The sequence below is a fragment of the Neobacillus rhizophilus genome (assembly GCF_018343535.1).
In the GTDB taxonomy this organism is placed as follows: domain Bacteria; phylum Bacillota; class Bacilli; order Bacillales; family Cytobacillaceae; genus Neobacillus; species Neobacillus rhizophilus.
In genome coordinates this window covers 25,174-41,589 of the sequence record NZ_JAGYPF010000009.1, presented here as the reverse complement: position 1 = coordinate 41,589, position 16,416 = coordinate 25,174, and the positions used below count along the sequence as shown (strand labels likewise).

At 42.2% G+C, this 16,416-nt stretch carries 23 protein-coding genes; all 23 read left to right on the top strand.

The window, feature by feature from the left end:
- Position 1 precedes the first annotated feature (1 nt).
- A complete protein-coding gene (rpoC, locus tag KHA99_RS29670; protein WP_213121089.1) occupies positions 2 to 3,601 on the top strand; it encodes a DNA-directed RNA polymerase subunit beta' in 3,600 nt (1,199 codons plus the stop codon).
- 134 nt (positions 3,602 to 3,735) lie between these two features.
- On the top strand, positions 3,736 to 3,984 hold the full coding sequence (locus KHA99_RS29665; RefSeq protein WP_213121088.1) for a 50S ribosomal protein L7ae-like protein: 249 nt from the start codon (positions 3,736 to 3,738) through the stop codon (positions 3,982 to 3,984).
- A 103-nt stretch (positions 3,985 to 4,087) separates the two neighbouring features.
- Complete coding sequence (gene rpsL / locus KHA99_RS29660; protein WP_213121087.1) at positions 4,088 to 4,510, top strand: 30S ribosomal protein S12; 423 nt, start codon at positions 4,088 to 4,090, stop codon at positions 4,508 to 4,510.
- 39 nt (positions 4,511 to 4,549) lie between these two features.
- A complete protein-coding gene (rpsG, locus tag KHA99_RS29655; protein ID WP_213121086.1) occupies positions 4,550 to 5,020 on the top strand; it encodes a 30S ribosomal protein S7 in 471 nt (156 codons plus the stop codon).
- Between the two features lie 48 nt (positions 5,021 to 5,068).
- Positions 5,069 to 7,150, top strand: a complete 2,082-nt coding sequence (gene fusA / locus KHA99_RS29650; protein WP_213121085.1) for an elongation factor G — start codon at positions 5,069 to 5,071, stop codon at positions 7,148 to 7,150.
- A gap of 127 nt (positions 7,151 to 7,277) precedes the next feature.
- Positions 7,278 to 8,465 (top strand): elongation factor Tu, encoded by a 1,188-nt coding sequence (gene tuf, locus KHA99_RS29645; protein WP_213121084.1) that lies wholly within the window; start codon positions 7,278 to 7,280, stop codon positions 8,463 to 8,465.
- Positions 8,466 to 8,848: 383 nt separating this feature from the next.
- On the top strand, positions 8,849 to 9,157 hold the full coding sequence (rpsJ, locus tag KHA99_RS29640; protein WP_007085291.1) for a 30S ribosomal protein S10: 309 nt from the start codon (positions 8,849 to 8,851) through the stop codon (positions 9,155 to 9,157).
- 38 nt (positions 9,158 to 9,195) lie between these two features.
- Positions 9,196 to 9,822, top strand: coding sequence for a 50S ribosomal protein L3 (gene rplC, locus KHA99_RS29635; RefSeq protein WP_213121083.1), 627 nt, complete (start codon positions 9,196 to 9,198; stop codon positions 9,820 to 9,822).
- A 29-nt stretch (positions 9,823 to 9,851) separates the two neighbouring features.
- A complete protein-coding gene (gene rplD, locus KHA99_RS29630; RefSeq protein WP_213121082.1) occupies positions 9,852 to 10,475 on the top strand; it encodes a 50S ribosomal protein L4 in 624 nt (207 codons plus the stop codon).
- Positions 10,475 to 10,759 (top strand): 50S ribosomal protein L23, encoded by a 285-nt coding sequence (gene rplW / locus KHA99_RS29625; RefSeq protein WP_249367016.1) that lies wholly within the window; start codon positions 10,475 to 10,477, stop codon positions 10,757 to 10,759. The genes rplD and rplW overlap by 1 nt, the downstream gene beginning before the upstream one ends.
- Positions 10,760 to 10,786: 27 nt before the next feature.
- On the top strand, positions 10,787 to 11,617 hold the full coding sequence (gene rplB / locus KHA99_RS29620; protein ID WP_213121081.1) for a 50S ribosomal protein L2: 831 nt from the start codon (positions 10,787 to 10,789) through the stop codon (positions 11,615 to 11,617).
- A gap of 60 nt (positions 11,618 to 11,677) precedes the next feature.
- A complete protein-coding gene (rpsS, locus tag KHA99_RS29615) occupies positions 11,678 to 11,956 on the top strand; it encodes a 30S ribosomal protein S19 (RefSeq protein ID WP_213121080.1) in 279 nt (92 codons plus the stop codon).
- A gap of 17 nt (positions 11,957 to 11,973) precedes the next feature.
- Positions 11,974 to 12,315 carry a 50S ribosomal protein L22 gene (rplV, locus tag KHA99_RS29610; protein ID WP_213121079.1) on the top strand — a complete coding sequence of 114 codons (342 nt, stop codon included), beginning with the start codon at positions 11,974 to 11,976 and terminating at the stop codon, positions 12,313 to 12,315.
- Positions 12,316 to 12,318: 3 nt separating this feature from the next.
- A complete protein-coding gene (gene rpsC, locus KHA99_RS29605; protein ID WP_213121078.1) occupies positions 12,319 to 12,975 on the top strand; it encodes a 30S ribosomal protein S3 in 657 nt (218 codons plus the stop codon).
- 2 nt (positions 12,976 to 12,977) lie between these two features.
- Positions 12,978 to 13,412 carry a 50S ribosomal protein L16 gene (rplP, locus tag KHA99_RS29600; protein WP_213121077.1) on the top strand — a complete coding sequence of 145 codons (435 nt, stop codon included), beginning with the start codon at positions 12,978 to 12,980 and terminating at the stop codon, positions 13,410 to 13,412.
- Positions 13,402 to 13,602: a 50S ribosomal protein L29 gene (gene rpmC, locus KHA99_RS29595; protein WP_213121076.1), complete on the top strand. Its 201-nt coding sequence runs from the start codon at positions 13,402 to 13,404 to the stop codon at positions 13,600 to 13,602. The genes rplP and rpmC overlap by 11 nt, the downstream gene beginning before the upstream one ends.
- Positions 13,603 to 13,626: 24 nt before the next feature.
- The gene (gene rpsQ, locus KHA99_RS29590) at positions 13,627 to 13,890 is read left to right on the top strand and encodes a 30S ribosomal protein S17 (protein ID WP_066321295.1); all 264 of its coding nucleotides are present in this window, start codon (positions 13,627 to 13,629) and stop codon (positions 13,888 to 13,890) included.
- A 38-nt stretch (positions 13,891 to 13,928) separates the two neighbouring features.
- A complete protein-coding gene (rplN, locus tag KHA99_RS29585) occupies positions 13,929 to 14,297 on the top strand; it encodes a 50S ribosomal protein L14 (RefSeq protein WP_038538479.1) in 369 nt (122 codons plus the stop codon).
- Positions 14,298 to 14,334: 37 nt separating this feature from the next.
- Positions 14,335 to 14,643, top strand: a complete 309-nt coding sequence (gene rplX / locus KHA99_RS29580; protein ID WP_213121075.1) for a 50S ribosomal protein L24 — start codon at positions 14,335 to 14,337, stop codon at positions 14,641 to 14,643.
- Positions 14,644 to 14,669: 26 nt separating this feature from the next.
- Entirely contained in the window at positions 14,670 to 15,209 is a 540-nt protein-coding gene (rplE, locus tag KHA99_RS29575) for a 50S ribosomal protein L5 (RefSeq protein WP_213121074.1), read from the top strand.
- A 23-nt stretch (positions 15,210 to 15,232) separates the two neighbouring features.
- Entirely contained in the window at positions 15,233 to 15,418 is a 186-nt protein-coding gene (gene rpsN / locus KHA99_RS29570) for a 30S ribosomal protein S14 (RefSeq protein ID WP_009499044.1), read from the top strand.
- A gap of 31 nt (positions 15,419 to 15,449) precedes the next feature.
- Entirely contained in the window at positions 15,450 to 15,848 is a 399-nt protein-coding gene (rpsH, locus tag KHA99_RS29565) for a 30S ribosomal protein S8 (protein WP_213121073.1), read from the top strand.
- A 31-nt stretch (positions 15,849 to 15,879) separates the two neighbouring features.
- Positions 15,880 to 16,416: a 50S ribosomal protein L6 gene (rplF, locus tag KHA99_RS29560; protein WP_213121072.1), complete on the top strand. Its 537-nt coding sequence runs from the start codon at positions 15,880 to 15,882 to the stop codon at positions 16,414 to 16,416.

Sequence of the window (16,416 nt, the reverse complement as noted above, 5' to 3'; positions counted from 1 at the left end):
CTTGCTGGACGTTAATAATTTTGAGTACATGAAAATAGGTCTTGCTTCACCGGATAAAATCCGTTCTTGGTCATTCGGTGAGGTTAAAAAACCTGAAACCATTAACTATCGTACGTTAAAGCCAGAAAAGGACGGTTTATTCTGTGAAAGAATTTTTGGTCCTACAAAGGATTGGGAATGTCATTGCGGAAAGTACAAGCGTGTCCGTTATAAAGGTGTTGTCTGTGACCGATGCGGTGTTGAAGTTACTCGTGCAAAGGTCCGCCGCGAACGAATGGGGCATATTGAACTTGCCGCACCTGTTTCGCATATCTGGTATTTTAAAGGCATTCCAAGCCGAATGGGGCTTGTTTTAGACATGTCTCCAAGGGCGCTTGAAGAAGTCATTTACTTTGCTTCATATGTAGTGACAGAATCAGGTGACACTGCACTTGAAAAGAAACAGCTTTTATCAGAAAAAGAATATCGTGCCTATCGTGAAAAGTACGGTAATAAATTCCAAGCATCTATGGGTGCAGAAGCCATCAAGAAGCTGCTATCAGATATCGATTTAGACAAAGATGTTGATGGTTTAAAAGAGGAGCTTAAAACAGCTCAAGGCCAACGCCGTACACGTGCGATTAAACGTCTTGAGGTTCTCGAAGCATTCCGTAATTCCGGGAACGAACCATCTTGGATGGTGTTAGACGTTCTTCCGGTCATTCCACCGGAGCTGCGTCCAATGGTTCAATTGGATGGCGGAAGATTTGCGACTTCTGACTTAAACGATTTATATCGCCGTGTGATTAACCGCAACAACCGTTTAAAGCGTTTATTAGACTTGGGTGCGCCTAGCATTATCGTTCAAAACGAAAAGCGGATGCTCCAGGAAGCAGTCGACGCTTTAATTGACAACGGCCGCCGCGGCCGCCCAGTTACAGGTCCTGGTAACCGTCCATTAAAGTCACTGTCCCATATGTTGAAAGGTAAGCAAGGGCGTTTCCGTCAAAACTTGCTTGGAAAACGGGTTGACTATTCCGGACGTTCGGTTATCGTCGTAGGTCCTAATCTAAAAATGTATCAATGCGGGCTTCCGAAAGAAATGGCACTTGAATTATTTAAGCCATTTGTGATGAAGGAGCTTGTTGAAAAGGGATTAGCCCATAATATTAAATCAGCTAAGCGCAAAATTGAAAGAGTGTCCCCAGATGTTTGGGATGTGCTTGAAGATGTCATTAGGGAGCATCCGGTTCTATTAAACCGCGCCCCAACTCTTCACCGTTTAGGGATTCAGGCGTTTGAGCCGACATTGGTTGAAGGACGCGCGATTCGTCTTCACCCGCTTGTATGTACTGCATACAATGCCGATTTTGACGGAGACCAAATGGCTGTGCACGTACCGCTTTCTTCAGAAGCGCAGGCGGAAGCCCGTCTTTTAATGCTTGCTGCACAAAACATTCTTAACCCGAAAGATGGTAAACCGGTTGTTACTCCTTCACAGGACATGGTATTAGGAAACTATTATCTAACTCTTGAAAGAGAAGGTGCCGTCGGTGAGGGCATGGTGTTTAATGATACGGACGAAGCCCTTCTTGCCTATCAAAACGGCTATGTTCACCTGCATACAAGGGTTGCTGTTAATGCCGGTAAATTAGGAAATGAGACTTTTACAGAAGAACAAAACAACAAGCTGTTAATCACAACCGTTGGTAAGCTTGTGTTTAATGAGATTCTTCCTAAATCATTCCCTTATATCAATGAACCAACTAAACACAATTTAGAGGTTGAAACTCCTGCTAAGTACTTTGTTGAAAAAGGCGAGGATATCAAAGAAAAGATTAAAAATATGCCTTTGATTGATCCGTTTAAGAAGAAAATTCTTGGTAATATCATTGCGGAAGTATTCAAGCGTTTCAAAATTACCGAAACATCCAAAATGCTCGACCGCATGAAGGATTTAGGTTTCAAATATTCAACTAAAGCCGGTATTACTGTTGGTGTTGCCGATATCGTCGTACTTAAAGAGAAAGAGCAAATTCTTCATGATGCGCAGGCTAAGGTTGATAATGTTACTAAACAGTTTAGACGTGGTTTAATTACAGAGGATGAGCGTTATGACCGTGTCATCTCTATTTGGAGCCAGGCGAAGGATACTATTCAAGGTAAATTGATGAAATCTTTGAATAAGACTAACCCAATTTTCATGATGAGTGACTCTGGTGCCCGTGGTAACGCCTCTAACTTTACACAGTTAGCTGGTATGCGTGGTCTGATGGCCAACCCGGCAGGACGTATCATCGAGTTGCCAATCAAATCAAGTTTCCGTGAAGGATTAACAGTATTAGAGTACTTTATCTCCACTCACGGTGCCCGTAAAGGTCTTGCTGATACGGCGCTTAAGACAGCTGACTCAGGTTACTTAACCCGTCGTCTCGTTGACGTTGCTCAGGACGTTATTGTCCGTGAAGATGACTGTGGAACAGACCGCGGCTTTACTATCAGCGCTTTAAAAGATGGTACAGAGGTTATTGAAACACTTGAAGAGCGTCTAATTGGCCGATATGCCCGTACGCCTATTAAACATCCTGAAACAAAGGAAATCCTTGTTCCGGAAAATGGCCTAATTACAGAAGACATTGCCACTGTCATTGTGGAGGCTGGAATCGAAGAGGTTAAAATCCGTTCGGCATTTACATGTAACACCCGCCATGGTGTTTGTAAAAAATGTTACGGCCGTAACCTAGCGACTGGTCAAGAGGTTGAAGTGGGTGAAGCGGTTGGTATTATTGCCGCCCAGTCTATCGGTGAGCCAGGAACTCAGTTAACGATGCGTACATTCCATACAGGCGGTGTTGCGGGGAACGATATTACGCAAGGTTTGCCACGTATTCAGGAAATTTTCGAAGCGCGTAACCCTAAAGGGCAGGCTGTTATTTCGGAAATTGATGGTGTGGTCATCAGCATTAACGAAGGCCGCGACCGCCAGCATGAAATTACTGTTCAAGGTGAAGTTGAGCAGCGCAATTACACTGCTCCGTATACTGGACGTCTGAAGGTTGCTGTCGGAGACCGGATTGAACGAGGTCAGGAATTAACCGAAGGATCAATTGATCCAAAAGAACTGATTAAGGTGAAAGATGTAATTTCCGTTCAGGAATACCTCCTTCGTGAAGTGCAAAAGGTTTACCGGATGCAAGGTGTTGAAATTGGCGATAAGCACGTTGAGGTTATGGTCCGCCAAATGCTCCGCAAAGTGCGTGTAAGTGAGGCTGGAGATACAGATGTATTACCGGGTACACTACTAGACATTCACCAGTTTACGGATGCCAATGAATCAGCTTTACTAAATGGCAAAATTCCGGCTACAGGGCGTCCTGTATTACTTGGTATTACCAAAGCATCTCTTGAAACTGATTCGTTCTTGTCTGCAGCATCCTTCCAAGAAACAACAAGAGTTCTTACCGATGCAGCAATTAAGGGCAAGCGCGATGAATTGCTTGGTTTAAAAGAGAATGTTATCATCGGGAAACTGGTTCCTGCCGGAACAGGTATGCAGCGCTACCGCAAAGCTGAGCCAGTCCTTCGGGATACAACTTCAGAAGAACCGGTAACAATTGATTAAATAAATGTCAGAGGCTGACCTTAGTCAGCCTCTATTTTAAGAAAAAATTTAAATGTTGTGTTGACATCTATTTTCTAAGATGTTACTATATCAAAGGTGCTCCTATACACCTGATACTTTGGAGGATAGCAATCATGTCTTATGAAAAAGTATTGCAGGCGAAGAGTTTTATTATAGGGACAAAACAAGCAGTGAAGGCACTAAAGGAAGGAAAAGTCGAAGAGCTGATTATCGCGGCAGATGCTGACCAAAAAGTTACGGCACTTGTGGTCACAACAGCTCAAGACTTAGATGTTCCTGTTCAGTATGTCGATTCCATGAAAAAACTTGGTAAAGCATGCGGAATACAAGTTGGTGCGGCCGCTGTTGCAATTATCCGTTAAAAACTGTTTTTGTAGATAGAGTAGTCTGCAAAAACTTTGTTTTTGCAAAAAAATGAACCACCTGGATGTGTGGGCTTACAATAAATGAAGGGAGGAAAATAACATGCCTACAATTAACCAATTAGTGCGCAAACCACGTCAGTCAACGACTGAGAAGTCAAAATCACCTGCGCTAAATAAAGGTTATAACAGCTTCAAAAAATCACAAACAAATGTATCTTCACCACAAAAACGCGGGGTATGTACTCGTGTTGGTACAATGACTCCAAAGAAACCAAACTCAGCGTTACGTAAATATGCTCGTGTACGCTTGACAAATGGTATCGAGGTGACTGCATACATTCCTGGTATCGGCCACAACCTTCAAGAGCACAGTGTTGTTCTTATCCGTGGCGGACGTGTAAAAGACTTACCAGGGGTACGTTATCACATCGTACGCGGAGCACTTGATACAGCTGGAGTTAACAACCGTATGCAAGGCCGCTCAAAATATGGTACTAAGAGACCAAAAGCAGCTAAGAAATAATCATACTAAATAGAAGCTTCTTTGAAAGGAGGAAAAAGCATGCCACGTAAAGGTCCTGTAGCAAAGAGAGACGTGTTACCAGATCCACTTTACAATTCAAAATTAGTTACTCGTCTTATCAACAAAATGATGATTGACGGTAAAAGAGGTAAATCTCAAGAAATTCTTTACTCTGCATTTAATACAATCCGTGAGCGTTCTGGGAAAGAACCTATGGAAGTATTCGAAGCAGCAATGAAAAATATCATGCCAGTTCTAGAAGTAAGAGCGCGCCGTGTCGGTGGTGCTAACTACCAAGTTCCAGTTGAGGTGCGTCCTGACCGCCGTACAACTCTTGGTCTTCGCTGGTTGGTAAACTATGCGCGTCTTCGCGGTGAAAAAACAATGGAAGAGCGCTTAGCGAATGAAATCATGGATGCAGCAAACAACAGTGGTGCGTCTGTTAAGAAACGTGAAGATACACACAAAATGGCTGAAGCAAACAAAGCGTTTGCTCACTATCGTTGGTAATCTAACCTTCAAATATAAAAACTTTCTACTAGGAAGGAGAAAGACCCAATGGCAAGAGAGTTCTCCTTAGAAAATACTCGTAATATCGGCATCATGGCTCACATCGATGCCGGTAAAACGACTACCACTGAGCGTGTCCTTTATTACACTGGTAAGATTCATAAAATCGGTGAAACACATGAAGGTGCGTCTCAGATGGACTGGATGGAGCAAGAACAAGAACGCGGAATCACAATCACTTCCGCTGCAACAACTGCACAATGGAAAGGCCACCGTGTTAACATCATCGACACTCCAGGACACGTAGACTTCACTGTTGAAGTAGAACGTTCCCTTCGTGTACTTGATGGTGCGGTAGCTGTACTGGATGCTCAGTCAGGTGTTGAACCACAAACTGAAACAGTTTGGCGTCAAGCAACTACTTACGGAGTACCACGTGTAGTATTCGTAAACAAGATGGACAAAATCGGCGCAGACTTCCTGTACTCTGTGAAAACATTACATGAGCGTCTGCAAGCGAATGCTCATCCAATTCAGTTACCAATCGGTGCTGAAGATCAATTCTCAGCCATCATTGACCTTGTGGAAATGAACGCTGTATTCTACGGAAACGACTTAGGAACTGATATTGAAGTTCGTGAGATTCCAGAAGAACACCGTGCACAAGCTGAAGAATATCGTGAAAAATTAGTTGAGGCAGTAGCTGAACTTGATGAAGAGTTAATGGAAAAATACCTTGGCGGAGAGGAAATCTCAAAAGAAGAGTTAAAAGCCGCAATCCGTAAAGGTACTGTTAACGTTGAATTCTACCCAGTTATCTGTGGATCAGCTTTCAAAAACAAAGGTGTTCAGTTAATGTTAGATGCAGTTATCGATTACCTTCCATCTCCATTAGATGTACCTGCCATCAAAGGTCATGCTGTGGATGATGAAGAGGAAATCGTTGAGCGTCACTCAAGTGACGAAGAGCCATTCTCAGCTCTTGCATTTAAAGTTATGACAGACCCTTATGTTGGTAAATTAACGTTCTTCCGCGTTTATTCTGGTACTTTAGAGTCTGGATCATATGTTCAGAACTCAACTAAAGGAAAACGCGAACGTATCGGACGTATCCTGCAAATGCACGCAAACAGCCGTCAAGAAATCTCAAAGGTTTATGCCGGTGATATTGCTGCTGCTGTAGGTTTGAAAGATACAACTACTGGTGATACTCTATGTGACGACAAAAACCCTGTTATCCTAGAGTCTATGCAATTCCCAGAGCCAGTAATCCAGCTTTCAGTTGAACCTAAATCAAAAGCTGACCAAGATAAAATGACAACTGCTCTACAAAAGCTGCAAGAAGAAGATCCGACTTTCCGTGCACATACTGACCAGGAAACTGGACAAGTAATCATCGCTGGTATGGGTGAGCTTCACCTAGATATCATCGTTGACCGTATGCGTCGTGAATTCAAAGTTGAAGCTAATGTAGGTGCACCGCAGGTTGCTTACCGTGAAACATTCCGTGCTTCTGCACAAGTTGAAGGTAAGTTCGCTCGTCAGTCTGGTGGACGCGGTCAATACGGACACGTTTGGATCGAATTCTCACCTAACGAAGAAGGAAAAGGATTCGAGTTCGAAAACGGTATCGTCGGTGGTGTTGTTCCTCGTGAATACATCGCTCCAGTCCAAGCTGGACTTGAAGATGCTCTACAACGCGGTGTTCTTGCTGGATATCCATTAGTTGATATTAAAGCAAGATTATTCGATGGATCTTACCATGATGTTGACTCCTCCGAAATGGCGTTTAAGATTGCCGCTTCACTGGCTCTTAAAAATGCTGCTTCTAAGTGTCAGCCTGTAATTCTTGAGCCTATGATGAGAGTTGAAGTTGTTATCCCTGAAGAATATCTAGGTGATATCATGGGACAAATTACTGCTCGTCGTGGACGCGTAGAGGGTATGGAAGCTCGTGGTAATGCACAAGTTGTTCGTGCTATGGTACCTCTATCAGAAATGTTTGGTTATGCAACTGCACTTCGTTCTAGCACACAAGGTCGTGGAGTATTCTCTATGCACTTTGATCACTACGAAGAAGTACCTAAATCAGTTTCTGAAGAAATCATCAAAAAAAATAAAGGTGAGTAATTGATTTTCACCTGTCTTTAAAGTATAACTACTTATGTAAGAATGGAAACTGTGAAATGAGGATAACCTCTTTACAGTTTCCGCTTAAATATACTTAATTTTTATAATCCAAAGGAGGATTTTCCAAATGGCAAAAGCTAAATTCGACCGTTCAAAGCCACACGTTAACATTGGTACAATCGGACACGTTGACCATGGTAAAACTACTTTAACTGCTGCAATCACTTCTGTACTTGCTAAACAAGGTAAAGCAGAAGCTCGTGCATACGATCAAATCGATGGTGCTCCAGAAGAAAGAGAACGTGGTATCACAATCTCTACTGCACACGTTGAGTATGAAACTGATGCACGTCACTATGCACACGTTGACTGCCCAGGACACGCTGACTATGTTAAAAACATGATCACTGGTGCTGCACAAATGGACGGCGGTATCTTAGTTGTATCTGCAACTGATGGTCCAATGCCACAAACTCGTGAGCACATCCTTCTTTCTCGTCAGGTAGGCGTACCTTACCTTGTTGTATTCATGAACAAGTGTGACATGGTTGACGACGAAGAATTACTTGAATTAGTAGAAATGGAAATTCGTGATCTTCTTTCTGAATATGATTTCCCTGGCGATGACACTCCAGTTATCAAAGGTTCTGCTCTTAAAGCATTAGAAGGCGATGCTGCATGGGAAGAAAAAATTATCGAACTTATGGATGCTGTTGACAGCTACATTCCAAACCCAACTCGTGACACTGACAAGCCATTCATGATGCCAGTTGAGGACGTATTCTCGATCACTGGTCGTGGTACAGTAGCTACAGGACGCGTTGAGCGTGGCGTAGTTAAAGTTGGTGACGTAGTTGAAATCGTTGGTTTCACTGAAGAGCCAAAATCTACAACTGTAACAGGTGTAGAAATGTTCCGTAAGCTTCTTGACTTTGCTGAAGCTGGTGACAACATTGGTGCCCTTCTTCGTGGTGTAGCACGTGAAGAAATCGAGCGTGGACAAGTTTTGGCTAAGCCAAAGTCCATCACTCCACACACAAAGTTCAAAGCACAAGTTTACGTATTATCTAAAGAAGAAGGTGGACGTCATACTCCATTCTTCTCAAACTATCGTCCACAATTCTATTTCCGTACTTCTGATATCACTGGTATCATCATTCTTCCAGAAGGTACTGAAATGATCATGCCTGGCGATAACACAGAAATGACTGTTGAGCTTATCGCTCCAGTTGCGATTGAAGAAGGAACTAAGTTCTCTATCCGTGAAGGTGGACGTACTGTAGGTTCAGGTTCAATCACTACAATCGTTGAGTAATCAAACAATAACGGAAGCAGCTGGGTGACGATCCAGCTGCTTTTTTATATTATTCATTTAAAAATATTCCGTGTTTCTTCTATATAATTATGAATGTCTAAATGTAATTAAATTAGGAGATTACTGGAGATTAATATTATGTGTTGAAATCATGTATATCAGCCGTTATAATAATAAAAGTGTTTAGGACATAAGACTAAAAAAAATCGTAATAAATGTTGCGTTTGCTTTATGTTTTATGTATAATAGACAATGTTGGTCTTTGACTGCGATGATGTGAGAGGTTGCTGACACACCCGGCCGCTTTGCCATGGCGCTGTGTTAGGGAAATTCTCACTGAGAAATGTCTATTTTAAAAATAGGCGAATAAAGGAGGGAAAATAATGGCAAAACAAAAAATTCGTATCCGCTTAAAAGCATATGATCACAGAATCCTTGATCAATCTGCAGAAAAAATCGTTGAAACAGCAAAACGTTCAGGTGCAGCAGTGTCTGGTCCGATTCCGCTTCCAACTGAAAAATCTGTATATACGATTCTTCGTGCGGTTCACAAGTACAAAGATTCTCGTGAGCAATTTGAAATGCGGACACATAAGCGTCTAATCGACATCGTTAATCCAACTCCACAAACAGTTGATGCATTAATGAGATTAGATTTACCATCCGGTGTAGATATCGAAATCAAATTATAATCAAATAAATTTATACAAAATTAGGAGGTGTGACTTACATGACCAAAGGAATCTTAGGAAGAAAGATTGGTATGACTCAAGTATTTGCTGAGAACGGAAACTTAATTCCTGTAACAGTAGTTGAGGTAGCTCCAAACGTTATTCTTCAAAAGAAATCTGCGGAAACTGATGGCTACGAGGCTATTCAGGTGGGTTTCGAAGATAAACGTGAAAAGTTAGCTAACAAACCTGAAAAGGGACATGTTGCAAAAGCGAATACTGCTCCTAAGCGCTTCGTTCGCGAATTCCGCGGAGATGACTTAGCAGGCTATGAAGTTGGTCAAGAAGTCAATGTTGATATTTTCGCTGCAGGCGATTTAGTAGATGTAACAGGAATCTCAAAGGGTAAAGGTTTCCAAGGCTCTATCAAGCGCCACGGACAATCTCGCGGCCCAATGGCTCACGGCTCTCGTTACCATCGTCGTCCTGGTTCAATGGGACCAGTTGCTCCAAACCGTGTATTCAAAGGTAAATTATTACCTGGACGTATGGGCGGAGAGCAAGTTACTGTTCAAAACCTTGAAGTCGTTAAGGTTGACACTGAGCGTAATCTTCTTTTAATCAAAGGTAACGTTCCAGGTGCGAAAAAAGCATTACTAAAAATCAAAGGTGCGGTTAAAGCATAATCACTTCATAAGAAAGGAGGAACATAGGAATGCCGAAAGTAGCATTATTTAACCAAAGCGGTTCACAAGTTGGTGAAATCGAGTTAAACGAATCCGTATTTGGTATTGAACCTAACCAACACGTATTATTTGAAGCGATCATTATGCAAAGAGCTTCTTTACGTCAGGGAACTCATAAAGTTAAAAATCGTTCTGAGGTAGCCGGCGGTGGTCGTAAACCATGGCGCCAAAAGGGAACAGGTCGTGCTCGTCAAGGGTCTATCCGTTCTCCACAATGGCGCGGAGGTGGTACTGTATTTGGTCCACAACCACGCAGCTACAGCTATAAATTACCGAAAAAAGTTCGTCGTTTAGCAATCAAATCTGCATTATCTTCTAAAGTTCTAGAAGAAAAAGTGTTAGTACTTGAAAGCTTAGCTTTCGATGCACCAAAAACAAAAGACTTCAAAGCTGTTTTAAATGGTCTTTCTGTTGAGAAAAAAGCATTAATCGTTACAGCTGACCTTGATGAAAACGTAGCATTATCTGCTCGCAACATTCCTGGTGTGACAGTTGTAACTGCTGATGGAATCAACGTATTAGACGTTGTAAATCATGATAAATTAATCATGACAAAAGCAGCGGTTGAAAAAGTAGAGGAGGTGCTTGCATAATGGATGCACGCGATATCATTAAGCGCCCCGTTATCACTGAACGTTCTACTGACCTAATGGCTGAAAAGAAATATACTTTTGAAGTAGATGTTAAGGCTAATAAAACTCAAGTTAAAGATGCTGTCGAAGAAATCTTTGGCGTAGAAGTTGATAAAGTCAACATCATGAACTACAAAGGTAAGTTCAAGCGTATGGGTAAATTTGGCGGTTACACAAACAAACGCCGCAAGGCAATCGTTAAACTAACTGCTGACAGCAAAGAAATCGAATTCTTTGAAAGCTAAAATCTAATATAAGAGGAGGGAAATAAAATGGCGATTAAAAAGTACAAACCTACCTCTAACGGACGTCGTGGGATGACTGTTTCTGATTTCGCTGAAATCACAACAAGCACACCTGAAAAATCACTTTTAGCTCCTTTAAAGAGCAAAGGCGGCCGTAACAACCAAGGTAAGTTAACTGTTCGTCATCAAGGTGGCGGCCATAAGCGTCAATATCGTTTAATCGACTTTAAACGTAACAAAGATGGCATTCCTGGACGCGTTGCCACTATCGAATACGATCCAAACCGTTCTGCAAACATTGCACTAATCAACTATGCTGATGGTGAAAAGCGTTATATCTTAGCTCCAAAAAATCTTGAAGTAGGCATGGAAGTAATGTCGGGCCCTGAGGCAGATATTAAAGTAGGTAACTCACTTCCATTAGCAAATATTCCTGTTGGTACAGTAGTACACAACATCGAATTAAAACCAGGTAAAGGCGGCCAGTTAGTTCGTTCTGCTGGAACAAGCGCTCAAGTACTTGGTAAAGAAGGTAAATACGTACTTGTACGTTTAACTTCTGGTGAAACACGCATGATTCTTTCTGAATGCCGTGCATCTATCGGTCAAGTAGGAAACGAACAGCATGAACTTATTAAAATTGGTAAAGCTGGTCGTTCTCGCTGGTTAGGCAAGCGCCCAACTGTCCGCGGATCTGTTATGAACCCTAACGATCACCCACACGGTGGTGGTGAAGGACGTTCACCAATCGGACGTAAGTCTCCAATGACTCCTTGGGGCAAACCGACTCTTGGTTACAAAACTCGCAAGAAGAAAAACAAATCCGACAAACTTATTATTCGTCGTCGTAAAAAATAACGTGATTGAACTACGGTTCAAAGACAGAGCCGTAGACCACTCACGAAGGGAGGTTCATTCATGGGTCGCAGCTTAAAAAAAGGACCATTCGTTGATGATCATTTAATGGTTAAGGTTGAAAAGTTAAATGAATCCGATAAGAAGCAAGTGATTAAAACTTGGTCTCGTCGTTCTACGATTTTCCCACAATTTATCGGTCATACGATCGCCGTTTATGATGGCCGTAAACATGTGCCTGTGTATGTTACTGAAGACATGGTAGGACACAAGCTTGGAGAATTCGCTCCAACACGTGCTTACAAAGGTCATGGTAACGATGATAAGAAAACAAGACGTTAAGAGAGGAGGGCATCCCAATGCAAGCTAAAGCTGTTGCAAGAACAGTCCGTATTGCTCCTCGTAAAGTCCGCTTAGTCGTCGATTTAATTCGAGGAAAGCAAGTTGGTGAAGCGGTGGCGATTTTAAATCTGACTCCGAAGGCTGCTTCTCCAGTTGTTGAAAAGGTTTTAAAATCCGCTATGGCAAATGCTGAGCACAATTATGAAATGGACGTAAATAACTTGGTTGTATCCCAAGCATTCGTTGATGAAGGTCCAACCCTAAAACGTTTCCGTCCACGCGCTATGGGCCGTGCAAGTCAAATCAACAAGCGCACAAGTCACATTACAATCGTTTTATCAGAGAAGAAGGAGGGATAAGCTGTGGGTCAAAAAGTAAATCCAGTCGGTTTGCGTATCGGAATCATCCGTGATTGGGAATCTAAATGGTACGCAGGTAAAGACTTTGCTGATCTTTTACACGAAGACATTAAGGTTCGTGAATACATCACGAAGCGCTTAAAAGATGCTTCTGTGTCTAAAGTTGAAATCGAACGTGCTGCGAACCGTGTTAACGTCACAATCCATACAGCGAAGCCTGGTATGGTAATCGGTAAAGGCGGTACTGAAGTGGAATCACTTCGTAAAGCATTAAACCAATTAACTGGCAAACGCGTTCATATCAACATTCTTGAAATCAAGAAGGCTGATGTTGATGCGAAGTTAGTTGCTGAAAACATTGCTCGTCAATTAGAAAACCGCGTATCTTTCCGCCGCGCACAAAAGCAAGCAATTCAACGTGCTATGCGTGCTGGTGCAAAAGGTATTAAAACAATGGTATCCGGTCGTCTTGGTGGTGCCGATATCGCTCGTTCAGAACATTACAGCGAAGGAACTGTTCCACTTCATACACTTCGCGCTGATATCGACTATGCTACAGCAGAAGCAGATACTACTTACGGTAAACTTGGTGTAAAAGTATGGATCTATCGTGGAGAGATCCTTCCTACTAAGAAGAAAACTGGGGAAGGAGGCAAATAATCATGTTATTGCCAAAACGCGTAAAATTCCGCCGTCAACATCGTGGTAACATGCGTGGAAACGCAAAAGGCGGTACTGAAGTATCATTCGGTGAATTCGGTCTGCAATCAATGGAAGCTTCCTGGGTAACAAACCGTCAAATCGAAGCTGCTCGTCGTGCGATGACTCGTTATATGAAACGTGGCGGTAAAGTTTGGATTAAGATTTTCCCTCACAAGCCATTTACTGCAAAGCCTCTAGAAGTACGGATGGGTTCCGGTAAAGGTTCACCTGAAGGCTGGGTGGCAGTAGTTAAGCCAGGAAAAATCATGTTTGAAATTGCCGGCGTTTCTGAGGAAATTGCCCGTGAAGCTCTTCGTCTTGCAGCACACAAACTTCCTGTAAAGTGCAAGTTTGTAAAACGTGAAGAAATTGGTGGTGAATCAAATGAAAGCTAATGAAATTCGTGACCTTACCACTGCTGAAATTGAACAAAAAGTAAAATCTTTAAAAGAAGAGCTTTTCAACCTTCGCTTTCAATTGGCGACTGGACAACTTGAAAATACAGCTCGTATCCGTGAAGTACGCAAATCGCTCGCTCGCATGAAAACTGTGATTCGCGAGAGAGAAATCAGCGTTAATAAGTAAAATCCGAGAGGAGGTTCACGAGTGATGAGTGAACGTAACCAGCGCAAGGTTTACACTGGACGCGTTGTTTCTGACAAAATGGATAAGACTGTAACTGTTCTTGTCGAAACATACAAAAAGCATCCCCTTTACGGTAAACGCGTAAAGTACTCAAAAAAGTACAAAGCTCATGATGAGCAAAACCAAGCAAAAGTTGGCGACATCGTACGTATTATGGAAACTCGCCCGCTTTCAGCTACAAAACGCTTCCGTTTAGTTGAAGTAGTAGAAAAAGCAGTTATTATTTAATTGTTCGGAGATAGTTTTTCCGAAGGGAGGTTACACACATGATTCAACAAGAATCACGTTTGAAAGTTGCTGACAACTCTGGTGCTCGTGAAGTGCTTACCATTAAAGTTCTTGGTGGTTCTGGCCGCAAAACGGCTAACATCGGCGATATTATCGTTTGTACAGTGAAACAAGCAACACCTGGTGGCGTTGTTAAAAAAGGTGATGTTGTTAAGGCTGTTGTTGTTCGTACAAAGAGCGGTGTCCGCCGTCCTGACGGTTCCTACATCCGTTTTGATGAAAATGCATGTGTAATTGTAAAAGAAGATAAGAGCCCACGTGGAACTCGTATCTTTGGACCAGTTGCCCGCGAACTTCGCGACAATAACTTTATGAAAATTGTTTCTCTAGCTCCAGAAGTACTATAATTATAAATTCCAATTGCCTTTAAGGAGGTGCTTACGGATGCATGTAAAAAAAGGTGATAAGGTCAGAGTCATCTCTGGTAAGGATAAAGGCAAGACAGGTACAATCCTGGCTGCTTATCCTAAAGAAAGCCGTGTTCTTGTAGAAGGCGTGAACATCGTGAAAAAACACGCTAAACCTTCACAAGCAAACCCACAGGGCGGCATTATCAGCTTCGAGGCTCCAATTCATGTATCAAATGTAATGCCTATCGATCCTAAAACAGGTAACCCTACACGTGTAGGTTACAAATCGGTTGATGGCAAAAAAGTCCGAGTAGCAAAATCCGGTGAATTATTAGATAAATAGTCTAAAGAAGAAGGGAGGTACACTCAATGAACCGCCTAAAAGAAAAGTATGTAAAAGAAATCACTCCTGCTCTTATGAGCAAGTTCAACTATAAATCCATTATGCAAGTACCTAAGATTGAAAAAATCGTTATAAACATGGGTGTTGGTGACGCAGTTCAAAATGCTAAAGCCCTTGATAATGCAGTTGAAGAATTAGCAATGATCACTGGTCAGAAGCCTTTAGTAACTCGTGCGAAAAAGTCTATCGCTGGTTTCCGTCTTCGTGAGGGAATGCCGATTGGTGCAAAAGTCACTCTTCGCGGTGAGCGTATGTATCAATTCCTTGATAAGTTAGTTTCTGTTTCCTTACCACGTGTACGTGACTTCCGTGGTGTTTCTAAAAAAGCATTTGATGGTCGCGGCAACTACACATTGGGTATTAAAGAACAGCTAATTTTCCCTGAGATTGATTACGATAAGGTAAGTAAGGTTCGTGGTATGGATATCGTTATCGTAACAACTGCAAATTCCGATGAAGAGTCTCGTGAATTGTTAACTCAAGTCGGAATGCCGTTCCAAAAGTAATCGCTAAATAAGGAGGCGAAAACGTGGCTAAGAAGTCAATGATTGCGAAACAAAAGCGCACGCCTAAATACAAAGTACAAGAGTACACACGCTGCGAACGCTGTGGCCGTCCACACTCTGTATATCGTAAATTTAAGCTTTGCCGTATTTGTTTCCGTGAATTAGCATACAAAGGACAAATTCCTGGTGTTAAAAAAGCTAGCTGGTAAAACTAGAGTTTGTGGAAGGAGGTAAAAAACAATGGTCATGACAGATCCAATTGCTGATTTGCTCACTCGCATTCGTAATGCGAATATGGTGCGTCACGAGAAATTAGAAGTACCTGCTTCTAATATCAAAAAAGAAATCGCTGAAATTCTAAAGCGTGAAGGTTTCATCCGTGACGTGGAATATATCGAAGACAATAAACAAGGTATCATCCGTATCTTCTTAAAATACGGTGCAAATAACGAACGTGTTATTACTGGATTGAAGCGTATAAGCAAGCCTGGTCTTCGCGTTTATGCAAAATCTAACGAAGTACCGCGTGTTTTAAATGGTCTTGGTATTGCGCTAGTTTCTACTTCAACAGGCGTGATCACTGATAAGGAAGCTCGTGCTAAACAAATCGGCGGAGAAGTTTTAGCATACGTTTGGTAAGAGATTTTTTGAATGAATGGAGGTGCACTAAATGTCTCGCATAGGAAAAAAACCTATTGAAATCCCAGCAGGTGTAACAGTTGCTGTAAACAACAACACTGTTACTGTTAAAGGACCAAAAGGCGAGCTTTCTCGTTCTTTTAATCCAGATATTACAATCAATGTTGAAGAGAATCTTGTAACCATCTCTCGTCCATCAGATGTGAAAGAACACCGCGCATTGCACGGTACAACTCGTGCGGTACTCGCAAATATGGTCGAAGGTGTTTCTAAAGGCTTCGAAAAGAAATTAGAGTTGATCGGGGTTGGTTACCGTGCCCAAAAGCAAGGTACCAAGCTTGTACTAAACGTTGGATACTCTCATCCAGTTGAAATCGAACCTGAAACAGGCCTTGAAATCGAAGTTCCTGCAAATACAAAAATTACTGTAAAAGGTACTGACAAAGAACGTGTTGGTGCATTAGCAGCAAATATCCGTCAAGTTCGTCCTCCAGAGCCGTATAAAGGCAAAGGAATCCGTTACGAAGGCGAATTTGTTCGTCGCAAAGAAGGTAAAACAGGTAAGTAA